Source organism: Pseudoalteromonas sp. K222D, assembly GCF_017653575.1.
GTDB classification, from domain to species: domain Bacteria; phylum Pseudomonadota; class Gammaproteobacteria; order Enterobacterales; family Alteromonadaceae; genus Pseudoalteromonas; species Pseudoalteromonas nigrifaciens.
This window is the reverse complement of the sequence record NZ_JAGGDL010000009.1, coordinates 24,385-35,810: the sequence shown is the minus strand read 5'-3', so window position 1 is coordinate 35,810 and position 11,426 is coordinate 24,385. Positions and strand designations below refer to the sequence as shown.

Below are 11,426 nucleotides of genomic sequence, written 5' to 3'. Positions count from 1 at the left end.
TTACTTATTTTGGATTTTTTATGTCTTTGCCTTCATTTATTTCTATGTACCAACAATTAATTGCAGCACCTTCTATTAGTGCCATTGAAGATAGCCTGTGTATGAGTAATAAAAATGTTATTGAATTACTGGCACAATGGTGTGAAAGCTTAGGTTTTAGCTGTGAAATAATTGAATTAGAAGGCGGCAAAGGTCGCTATAATTTATTAGCTAAACGCGGTAAAGGCGATGGTGGATTAATGCTCGCTGGCCATACCGATACAGTGCCATTTGACGATAGCCGCTGGAATCATAATCCATTTAAATTGACCGAGCACAACAACAAACTATATGGCTTAGGTAGTATTGATATGAAAGGCTTTTTTGCTTTTGTACTGCAAGCTATTAGTGAACTTGATGAAAAACAGCAAACTCAGCCTATTTTGATCTTAGCCACCGCCGATGAAGAAACAACAATGGCCGGTGCTCAGCAAATTTGTAAACATCCAAATTTAAAACCGGATCGCTGTATAATTGGCGAACCCACTGATATGACTCCGGTATTTACACATAAAGGGCATATGAGTACCGCAATTAGAGTAGTCGGACGCTCAGGCCATAGCTCAGATCCCGAACGTGGTGTTAACGCCATCGAAGTAATGTACAAAGTGATTACAAAACTACTGATCTTAAAAGAACAGTTAAAGCATAAATATTCAATAGAACACTTTGAAATACCCTATCCAACCTTAAATTTTGGTAATATTCATGGTGGCGACAACGCCAACCGAATTTGTGGTTGCTGCGAAATGCATATAGATATGCGCCCATTACCGGGCTTAAGCGTGCAAGAACTGCAAATGTTAGTACTTGATGCAACTCACGAAATAAACCAGCAATACCCAAATGCCGTAAGCGTAATTGATTTACACGAACCAATCCCGGCATTTACTGGTAGCACCAATAGCGCTTTGGTTAAACTAGCCGAAAAAATAGCGGGGCAAAAAGCGGTGGCGGTAAACTACTGTACTGAAGCGCCATTTATTCAACAGCTTGGTTGTGAAACCATAGTAATGGGCCCCGGCTCTATAAACCAAGCGCACCAACCTGATGAGTTTTTAGCAATGGAAAAAATTAAGCCTTCACAGCAAATTATCACTAATATAATTAAAGCGAGTTGCTTTAGCTTTTCTTAATTGCCATTGTAAAACTAAAAAAGACGCTATTAAGCGTCTTTTTTATTTAAGCTAATATTTTAATTACATATACTTGCTTAAGTACTTTTTAAATACCGGATCTGTTTTAGCCAACTCTTTTTGTTCTGCTAAAATTTCTTTTAAAATAACGCCTGATGTAAGTGGGTTAGCAAGTACTACCCTAAATACCACTGTGGGCTGATTATCGTATTGAGTAGGCGTTAAACGCGTACGTGATACAAATGATCGTCCTGATTCACGTTGCCGTTTTTGCATACTTGCAGTAAAGCGATTAAGTGAGGCAAAAATATCAATCCGTGTTTGCGGATCAGCATCTGCAATTGCCTGCTTTATTTGTTTAGGCACATAACGATACGTTAATAAGCACAGCTCTGGCTCTGAAATCAGCTCAAAATCTTCATCTGCTTTAATTAAATTAGCAAAGTAATGGGCTTTTTTAATACTACGATCGATTAGCATTTCGTAGCCTTTACGGCCAATTACACGTAAGCAAGCATGTACTAACATTGCCATACCCGGGCGACTTCCCTCAAGTGTATGGCTACCTAAATCTTTTGAGCCTTTACGTAAAATATACTCTGCATGATGTTCAATTGCATCGGTAGCGGTTGGATCTTTAAACAACACCAGCCCAGCTCCCATAGGAACATACATTTGTTTGTGTGCATCAATGGTAATTGAGTCTGCGCGCTCAACACCTTTGAGTAAATGGCGATGGGTATTAGATAACAAAGTTGCCCCGCCCCATGCAGCGTCAACATGAAAGTGGCAATTAATGTCTTGTGCTAAATCTGCCATCGCTTCAAGGGGATCGATATTACCAGTTTCTGTGGTACCCGCTACTCCAATAATGGCCATTACTTTAATACCTTGCGCTTCAAGCTCTAAGGCTTTTTCGCGCATGGCATTAACATCAACTTTATTGTTTTCGCATGTTTTAATACCCACTAAGTTTTCACGACCAATTCCTAATAAATCAGCCGCTTTACCTAACGAATAATGGCCTCGCTCAGAAATTAAAATAGCTAAGCCTTTATAGCCGTAATGCAGCATACCAGCAATTAAGCCTTGTGCGCCTATCCCCCTAAAATCGCCATCAGGTTTTAATAAGCGATTTCGCGCAATCCATAACGCCGTAATATTGGCTACAGTACCGCCTGAGCAAAATGCACCTAATGATGTTTTTGCACTGTGCATCCATTTAGCATAAAACTCGTGTTGTTGGCCGTACGCTAAATGGTGCATCATTCCAAGCACTTGGCGCTCAAGTGGGGTAAAAGCTTTAGAGGTTTCTATTTTTACTAGGTTTTGATTTAGCCCTACCATTAGCTTTGACAGTGGTAGTAAAAAATGAGGTAAAGCTGAAGTCATATGGCCAATAAAGCTAGGCGCTGCGGTATGCACAGAGTGTGCAACCAGCTGCTCCATTATATCTTGCGCATAAGCAGATACAAACGTTGGATCCTCTGGGATCATCGCCGACTGAAAGTCTTTTTCAATTTCGTGTAATGGTTTTTCAATTGCCGCAATGTTTTCGTTTAAAAAACCTGCTAAATTACTCGATATTTCAAGCTCTATTTTGCTTAAAGTTGAGTCTGGCGCTTCAGGTACAGTAAATATACGCTTAAGGCTTTCTTTAGAGGCGACGGCAAAACGCTTTTGATCCATCTTAATACCTAGTGTGTGGCTAAAACGCCTGTTACTCTATTAAACACACTAAATTAAGGTGCTATTTTAGTAACAGGGTTTTTAATAATTGCGCTAACTTTACTGCAATATTAAGAAAATGTCTCGCTTAAAGCCATAAAAACGCTAAATGACATGACAAATAATACTAATTTTGGCTGTTTTTTATCTTTTTAATTCAAAATCAATTAAGTCATTGGGCATTTGTTTTTTTTGCGTATAATTAATTTAACAATAAAAAGGGAATTATATGCTACAAGGAAAACTAAGAATAAATGGATTAATAAGCGCTTTTATGCTGTTTTTAATCAGTTTAATTATCTGTGTTTATTATACTTATAGCACCATTCGCAGTGATGTAATTAACACTCTCGATAATCGTCTTATTAATGCAGCCACCAGCGTTAAATATATTTTGGGCGATGACTATCACAGTAAAATAAATAAAACCCAAACTATTAGCTTTGCAACTTACGAAAGTAAAAGTAAGCAGCTTTCTGAGCTTGCACAAGCACTCGATATTGCTTACGTGTATTCTATGGTGTTAATTAATGGCAAGGTTCATTTTAGCGCCTCTAGCTACACCCAAGAGGATCAAAATAGTGGCAAGGTAACCCAGTTTTTAGATTTATACCCAGAGGCAACTAAAACTAATATTGGTGCCTTTTTATCTACTGAGCCTGTTTTTGAAATATCGAGTGATCAATGGGGCGACTTTAAAACTATTTTTATCCCGCATATTGATAAAAATGGCATTACATATTTAACTGCTGCCGATATAAGCCTTAAAACTATTAATAATAAGTTAGCGAAAAGCGCCTCAACATCGGCTGTTTTAGGCGGCTTTTTTTTAGTTATTATTATATTGTTGCTGATTATGTATAACTACGCGACTAAACGCGCTGCCATGAGAGACTCTGGTAGTGGTTTTGCTAATCATATTGCGCTTGAAAAATATTTTTTAAATACCCCTGTTCACCATATGCAAATGGCCATAATTTGGGTGAACGAAATTGAAAATATAAACCGCTTTTACGGTACTAAAGTGGGTGACAAAGTAATGAAAAAATTACTAATACACTTTAAAAAGCACAGCAATGTAAATTATCGTATTTATCGTGTAGCAACCAATAAACTGGTGTTACTAACCCCCAAAGAAACCCCATACGAAGAGCTAAGTAATTTAATCCAATCATATAATTTTAATACGCCATTTTTAACCAATCCCTTTATTTACATTACGTTATGTTCAGGTATTGCCCGAGGAAACAAGTCGTTACTGCTAAAAAATGCCCATATTGCGGCTTTACAGGCAAAACAAGGTAACCTTAGTGTTGTTAATTACTCTGAGGCTATAAATGACTCAAAGTCGCTGTATTTATATAATTTAGAAATAGCAAAAGAAGTACGTGAAGCGTTTGAGCAAAAGCGCGTTGTGCCCTATTTTCAGGCTGTTATTGATATAGAGTCTAAACAAACACTACACTACGAGTGCACGCCACGAATAGTGACTTCACAGGGCGAAATTTTAAAACCCGATGCATTTTCAAATACCGTAATACGCTTGCGTATGGATGGCTTATTAACCCGTACATTATTTTCACAGTGTCTTAGCCGCTTTCGTAAAACACAAATTAGCTGGAGTTTAAATATTACTATTGAAGATATATTAGACCCTAGCATAAATGAATACATTGCTTACGAGTTACAGCGCTATCCGTACCCTGCAAATATCACTTTAGTTTTATTTGAACCACAAGTTATCGCCAATTATTCAAGCGTAAGGGCATTTATAACTATGGTTAAAAGTAAGGGGATCAAGGTGATGATTAACAGTTTTGGCAATGACTTTGCAAATACACTCAATATTTTAAAATTGGAAATTGACGTAATAAAGTTAGATGGCATGCTAATAAAGCAAATAGTTAATGATGAGAACACGGCGCTATTTGTTGATTACACAGCCAATTTTGCAAAGCAGCAAAATATTCAACTAATTGCTTCTATGGTAGAAAACAAAGCTATTGCTACGGCACTCAAAAAAGTAAATGTGACGCTAATGCAGGGTAGTTACATTGCCCACCCAGCGCCACATGTTAATCCATTATTTGAGTAGTAAAGTTAATCAACCCTGAGTTAAATTAATAACTAAGCGGTGGCTTTGTTGGCCACTGGCCCAGTATTTCCGCTCAAATGGGGTGATTGCTTCATCTGCCCCATAAGCAGAAACCTGACAAGCATTACCGGTTAGTTCAAGTGCTCTGGCAAACTCTTTAACGTAAATATCCCAGTTACTGCGAACCTCTAATTTACCGCCTAACTTTACAATAAACGGAAAAATAGCCGCGCCGTGCCAACGCCTACGAATATGTTTAGATTTAGGCCACGGATTGGGGTAAAGCAAATAATGGTGACTAGGTTGCCAGTTTGCAGCCACGGCTAAACGCCAAAAGTCGTTTAAATCTGCTTGCACCAAAATATATTGCCCACTGTCGGTTTGTTTATACTCTACATCGTGCTTATCTAACCGGTGCGACGATTTATCAATACCAATTACCAGCGCATCGAGATGGCGCTTAGCTAAATTAGCGGTACTTTCTCCTACACCACAACACGAATCTAAAATAAGTGGGCCATTAAACGCCTGTACTTTAGCATTCACCTCATCAAACGCTGTTTGTGTATGCGCTGCTATTGGCTTTTTAAACTCTGCGTTTAAATGCTTGCTAACTATGTCATCCAGCTTTTCGTGAATACCCGCTTGATTAGATACAATACTACGCGAATTTGCATCAGTCATTAGTGTCTTAGCCCCACACCTTTTTTAATTAATGTCAGCGCTAAGGTAAATAACGCGATAATAAATACTAAAATAACACCAAGTGCCAAGCTTAAATCAACATCCGACACGCCTAAAAACCCATACCTAAACGCGTTAACCATATAAATAATAGGATTTACTTGTGATACGTTTTGCCAAAACTCTGGCAGTAAGGTAATTGAATAAAACACCCCACCTAAATAAGTTAGCGGCGTTAAAATAAAGGTAGGAATAATACTAATATCGTCAAAGCTATTTGCATATATAGCATTTATTAAGCCACCGAGTGCAAATACTGCAGAGGTTAAAATAACGGTAGCCATAATGATAAAAATATTATGAATTTGAATATCAACAAATAATAACGATACGCAGGTAACAATAAAGCCCACCATTATTCCGCGCGTCATACCACCGCCCATATAGCCAAGCACAATAATATAGTTTGGCACTGGGGCTACAAGTAGCTCTTCAATACTTTTTTGAAATTTAGTCGAGTAAAAACTTGAGGCTACATTAGAATAAGAGTTAGTAATAACCGACATCATTATCAGCCCAGGTACTATAAACTCCATATAACTAAAGCCGCCCATATCACCAATACGTGAGCCTATTAAGTTACCAAAAATAACAAAATATAAACTCATGGTAATTGCTGGAGGTACTAAGGTTTGCACCCAAATACGTAAAAAACGAATACACTCTTTAATCCAAATACTTTTTAAGGCTACGTCATATTTAAACATTTACTTGCCTCGACCTTGTTCTAATAATCCAACAAATAACTCTTCTAATCTATTTGCTTTGTTACGCATACTCAATACGGTATTACCTTGCTCAGTTAGCGCACTAAATACAGCGTTTAAGCCTTGCGATTTAGCCACTTCAACTTCAATAGTATGCTCGTCGTCCATAGTAAATTTATAACCCTCAAGCGTAACTGGCTTAGCCGGTGTTTTTAAATCTAAAATAAAGGTTTCTTTATCAAGCTTAGATAACAGTGCTTTAATTGTGGTGTTTTCAACAATCAAGCCATTGTCTATTATGGCTATGTTTTTACACAATAACTCTGCTTCTTCTAAGTAATGAGTGGTTAAAATAATGGTGACGCCCTGCTCATTAATTTGGCGTAAAAAATCCCACATTGAACGACGCAGCTCTATATCAACACCAGCCGTTGGCTCATCTAAAATCAGTAATTTAGGCTCATGCATAAGTGCGCGAGCAATCATTAAACGGCGTTTCATGCCACCTGAAAGCGTACGCGCTTGTTTATCTTTTTTATCCAGCAGCCCCAATTGGGTTAAATACTTTTCGGCGCGTTTATGTGCTTCGCCGCGTGGTACACCATAATAACCCGCTTGAGTTACTAATATTTGAGTTAGGGTTTCAAATTGGCTAAAGTTAAACTCTTGCGGCACTAAGCCTAAATGCGTTTTAGCGGCCTCTAAGTCGGTGTCTATGTCGCAACCAAACACCTCAACCTTACCTTTTGTTTTATTTACCAGTGATGAAATAACACCAATTGTGGTCGACTTACCCGCTCCATTAGGGCCAAGTAAGGCAAAAAAATCACCCTCTCGCACTTGTAAATCAATACCCTTTACAGCTTCAACCCCATTAGTATAAACCTTGGTAAGGCCTGCTATATTTAAAGCAATTTGTTGCTTACTCATGACTTGCCCTCACCATAACCCCAACGCTTTGTTAGGTTATGTTCAATGTTTAAATGATCTAAAATTCGCGCCACCATAAAATCAACTAAGTCGGCAATACTTTGCGGCTGATGATAAAAACCCGGCGACGCAGGCATAATAGTGACCCCTAAGCGTGAAAGCTTAAGCATGTTTTCCAGATGAATTTGATTAAATGGTGTTTCGCGTGGCACTAAAATAAGATGGCCACGCTCTTTAATTACCACATCAGCGGCGCGCTCTAGTAAGTTGTCAGATGCACCTACAGCAATAGCCGAAACCGTGCCCGCGCTACAAGGGCACACTATCATTTTTTTAGGGGCAGCTGATCCTGAGGCTACCGGGCTAAACCAGTTGTCTTTACCATATACTTTTAGCTGTTCTGGCTTGGCGTTATATAGCGCACTTAATAGCTCACTGGCTTTGGTTTCATTACCTGAGAGCTTAATACCAGATTCAATATCAAATACCACTCGCGCTGCACTTGAAATAAGCACATACACCTGAAATTGCTGCTCTATTAATACCTCTAATAATCTCAAGCCATAAGGCGCACCCGACGCGCCACTAAATGCTAAGGTAATTGTGTCTTTAAATTGCAAATTATTCTCCGCTGTATTTATTAGCCAGTGCATCGACTAGTTGCTGATGCAGGCCATTAAAACTACCATTGCTCATTATTAAAATATGTTGATTAGCTGCTATATTATCAAGTACGGTATCAATAATTACCTGGGTACTGGTAAAACACTGCATACCGGCTGTAGCCGCTTGTTCGCTCAGCGACCAGCTTAGGTTTTCTGGCTCAAAAAGCAGTACCTCATCAGCATCACTCAACGAGGCAAGCAATGTATGTTGATGCACGCCCATTTTCATGGTGTTTGATCGCGGTTCTAAAATAGCAATTATTTTATCACTGCCTACTTTAGCGCGCAGCCCTGCTAATGTGGTTTGAATAGCCGTTGGATGATGTGCAAAATCGTCATACACTTTTATATTATTAATATCGGCTTTGAGCTCCATGCGTCGTTTAGGGCTAATAAACTCGCCAAGTGCCGCTATACTATGCTCAACGGCAATGCCCACATGGCGCGCAGCTGCGATTGCCATAATAGCATTTTTAACGTTGTGCTCACCCATTGCCTGCCAATTAACGGTGCCTTGTTTTTCATTATTTAAAAACACTTTAAACTCACTGCCATCGGCTTTTATTAGTTCATAATTCCAATCAATACCCAAGGTTTCACTTTCGCTCCATAGTCCTTGAGTTATTACATCACTAAGTGCTTGATCATCCTTTGGCCAAATAACTTTGCCACTTTGTGGTACTGTACGTATTAAATGATGAAATTGTTTTTTAATCGCGTTTAAATCTTCAAAAATATCGGCATGATCAAACTCAAGATTATTTAAAATAAGTGTTCGCGGTAAATAATGCACAAACTTACTGCGCTTATCAAAAAATGCAGTGTCGTATTCGTCTGCTTCAATAACAAAAAAGGGGGTTTCGCCTACTTTGGCCGACACGCCAAAATTTTGTACTATGCCGCCAATTAAAAAGCCCGGTTTTAAACCCGCATACTCTAAAATCCATGCAAGCATACTCGCTGTGGTGGTTTTACCATGTGTACCAGCAACAGCAAGTACCCATGAATTTTGTAATAAGTTATGTTTTAGCCATTCAGGCCCAGATGTATAAGGCAGACCTTTATCAAGTACATATTCAACGCATGGATTGCCTCGGCTCATGGCATTGCCAATAACCACCATGTCTGGCGCTGGCTCTAATTGGGTTACCTCGTAGCCCTGGGTTAGCTCAATTCCGAGCTCTTCAAGCTGCGTGCTCATAGGTGGATAAACGTTTTGATCAGACCCCGTTACTTTATGGCCAAGCGATTTAGCAATCGCAGCTATCCCACCCATAAAGGTGCCACAAATACCTAAAATATGAATATGCATCTACTTTCCTTTAATCGTGTGCTTACTTTGCACAGCAGCAAAGTTTAATGGCGCTATAATGCCAAAATTCGCGCTTCGTTACCATTGTGCGTGCGCATTTCACTGTTGCCAAAAACGCCTAAGTAACTTAATAATTAAGCCACTGAAGTTAAAAGTATCACTGACAAAAAAGCCTTCCACACTAGGAAGGCTTTTAAACGCTTAAATTAAACGAGTCAAAAATATTAATTACAGCGTTAAAAATACAATTAACCCGACCCCTAGCAATAATCGGTAAATAACAAATGGCAACATTCCCATGCGTTCTATTACTTTTAAAAACATATAAATACAGGCATAAGCCGATAAGAATGACAACACAACACCTAATAACAAGGTGTTCCAGTCAACTACATGCTCCCCTAGTGCAAGCTCAACGGTATAGTAAAGGCCCATCATAGAAATGATAGGTATTGCCAGTAAAAACGAAAAGCGTGCAGCACTTTGTTTATTCATGCCAAGCATTAAACCCGCAGTCATAGTAATACCTGAACGTGACGTGCCTGGGATCATCGCAACGGCCTGTGCTAGGCCTATAATAAGCGCGGTTTTCCAATTTAGCTGATAAATCGTTTTAGTTTGCTTACCTTTTGCATCCGCATACCAAAGCAATAAACCAAATATAATGGTGGTAACCGCGATCACCCATGCGCTACGCAAATAAAGCTCTATCATATCTTTTAAAAGCAAACCTAAAATAGCGGCTGGAATTGTGCCTAAAATTATCCACCAGCCTAATTTACTGTCATCGGTGCTACCTTGCGCACCAAACGACTTAAACCATGCACTAAGTATGCTGCTTACTTCTTTACGAAAATAAATCACTACTGCAATTAAAGTACCTACATGTACTGCAACATCAAATGCTAACCCTTGATCTTCCCAGCCTAATATTTGCGATGGTAAAATTAAGTGCGCAGAGCTAGAAATAGGCAAAAATTCAGTAAATCCCTGAATAAGAGCTAAAACAATAATTTCAATAATACTCATGGGTTAGAAAACTCCACTTTCCATAGTTTTTGTTGAGGGTTGTTGTACTCGCGCCAAAGCTCGGCAATGGTTTGCTGTGCAACAGGGTGATAAAAATGTGGAGCTACTTCAGCTAGAGGCTGTAATACAAAGGCGTTTTTTGTAATTTCGTCACGTGGTAACTGTGCGGGAGAGTCGCAAATTACATCATCATAAAATAGTAAATCTAAATCGAGGGTCCGCGGGCTAAACTTTTTATCGTTTGCAGTACGACCATTATTGCGCTCAATTTGCTTTAGTAAGCTACATACATTTGCTAATGGCATATCGGTTGTAGCACCAACCACCGAGTTATAAAAGTTATTACCAGCAAATCCAACCGCTTCACTTTCAAATACTGAAGAATGCACTAAGTCGTTAAAGTGCGGCTTAAGCGCTATGAGCGCGCAGCGCATATAATGCGCTTTATTAATATTTGACCCTAAACTAATATAAATTTGCGCCATTTAAATACTTGCCTTAGTACGCGTAATTTCAACACCCACAGTTTGCGCCTGAGCAACGGCTGCAGGTTTACTTACTCGAATAGTAACTTGTGGGGTATTAAACTCAGTCAAAATTATATGCGCTAATTGCTCAACTAAGGTTTCGAGCAGCTCTACCGGCTTTGCCGTACTGTGCTCAATAATCCGCTCACTTACTTTTGCATAATCGAGTGCTAAATTAATATCATCGTTTGCAGCTGCAGGTTTAATATCACTTAACATTTCAACGTCAAAGTAAAGGCTTTGTTTACTTTCTTTTTCAAAGTCGTACACTCCAATAATAGTGTCGACGTGTAATTGCGATATAAATACCTTGTCCATTAATGCTCCTAATGACAGTAACAAGCCACTGAGTTAACTGCATAATGTATCAATTAAATTAATACTGTATATACTTTAAGCAGTGTTTAAATACATATAAATTACTTCTACAATAACAAGGTAGCTATACTAGTTAGTAATTAAAGCAGTTTATAAATTTTGACGTCAATAATAGCCGAAAAAGTACAATTAAAAA

11 protein-coding genes are annotated in these 11,426 nt (G+C 38.7%); 2 read left to right on the top strand and 9 right to left on the bottom strand.

Features of this window, described 5'->3' with window-relative positions:
* Positions 1-20 precede the first annotated feature (20 nt).
* Positions 21-1,175, top strand: a complete 1,155-nt coding sequence (argE, locus tag J5X91_RS06785) for an acetylornithine deacetylase (RefSeq protein ID WP_208834301.1) — start codon at positions 21-23, stop codon at positions 1,173-1,175.
* Positions 1,176-1,238: 63 nt separating this feature from the next.
* Here the strand turns inward: argE and panP are convergent, their stop codons facing one another.
* Positions 1,239-2,864 (bottom strand): pyridoxal-dependent aspartate 1-decarboxylase PanP, encoded by a 1,626-nt coding sequence (gene panP / locus J5X91_RS06780; protein WP_086993978.1) that lies wholly within the window; start codon positions 2,862-2,864, stop codon positions 1,239-1,241.
* Between the two features lie 268 nt (positions 2,865-3,132).
* On the opposite strand from panP, the gene J5X91_RS06775 reads away from it, so the two are divergent.
* Positions 3,133-4,998 carry a GGDEF domain-containing protein gene (locus J5X91_RS06775; protein ID WP_208834300.1) on the top strand — a complete coding sequence of 622 codons (1,866 nt, stop codon included), beginning with the start codon at positions 3,133-3,135 and terminating at the stop codon, positions 4,996-4,998.
* A gap of 9 nt (positions 4,999-5,007) precedes the next feature.
* Here J5X91_RS06775 and J5X91_RS06770 read toward each other — a convergent pair whose 3' ends face one another.
* The 8 genes from J5X91_RS06770 to folB all read right to left on the bottom strand — a co-directional run bounded on the left by J5X91_RS06770 (position 5,008) and on the right by folB (position 11,230).
* Complete coding sequence (locus tag J5X91_RS06770; RefSeq protein ID WP_208834299.1) at positions 5,008-5,682, bottom strand: SAM-dependent methyltransferase; 675 nt, start codon at positions 5,680-5,682, stop codon at positions 5,008-5,010.
* Entirely contained in the window at positions 5,682-6,449 is a 768-nt protein-coding gene (locus J5X91_RS06765; protein WP_208834298.1) for an ABC transporter permease, read from the bottom strand. Before J5X91_RS06765 ends, J5X91_RS06770 begins: the two co-directional genes overlap by 1 nt.
* Positions 6,450-7,379, bottom strand: a complete 930-nt coding sequence (locus J5X91_RS06760) for an ABC transporter ATP-binding protein (protein ID WP_208834297.1) — start codon at positions 7,377-7,379, stop codon at positions 6,450-6,452.
* Positions 7,376-7,999 carry a flavin prenyltransferase UbiX gene (locus J5X91_RS06755; protein ID WP_208834296.1) on the bottom strand — a complete coding sequence of 208 codons (624 nt, stop codon included), beginning with the start codon at positions 7,997-7,999 and terminating at the stop codon, positions 7,376-7,378. The genes J5X91_RS06760 and J5X91_RS06755 overlap by 4 nt, the downstream gene beginning before the upstream one ends.
* A 1-nt stretch (position 8,000) precedes the next feature.
* Positions 8,001-9,356 (bottom strand): UDP-N-acetylmuramate:L-alanyl-gamma-D-glutamyl-meso-diaminopimelate ligase, encoded by a 1,356-nt coding sequence (gene mpl / locus J5X91_RS06750; RefSeq protein WP_208834295.1) that lies wholly within the window; start codon positions 9,354-9,356, stop codon positions 8,001-8,003.
* 228 nt (positions 9,357-9,584) lie between these two features.
* The gene (locus tag J5X91_RS06745) at positions 9,585-10,385 is read right to left on the bottom strand and encodes an undecaprenyl-diphosphate phosphatase (protein ID WP_182677864.1); all 801 of its coding nucleotides are present in this window, start codon (positions 10,383-10,385) and stop codon (positions 9,585-9,587) included.
* Positions 10,382-10,870 carry a 2-amino-4-hydroxy-6-hydroxymethyldihydropteridine diphosphokinase gene (folK, locus tag J5X91_RS06740; RefSeq protein WP_182677866.1) on the bottom strand — a complete coding sequence of 163 codons (489 nt, stop codon included), beginning with the start codon at positions 10,868-10,870 and terminating at the stop codon, positions 10,382-10,384. The genes J5X91_RS06745 and folK overlap by 4 nt, the downstream gene beginning before the upstream one ends.
* Positions 10,871-11,230, bottom strand: a complete 360-nt coding sequence (gene folB / locus J5X91_RS06735) for a dihydroneopterin aldolase (RefSeq protein WP_011328959.1) — start codon at positions 11,228-11,230, stop codon at positions 10,871-10,873.
* Between the last annotated feature and the right edge of the window lie 196 nt (positions 11,231-11,426).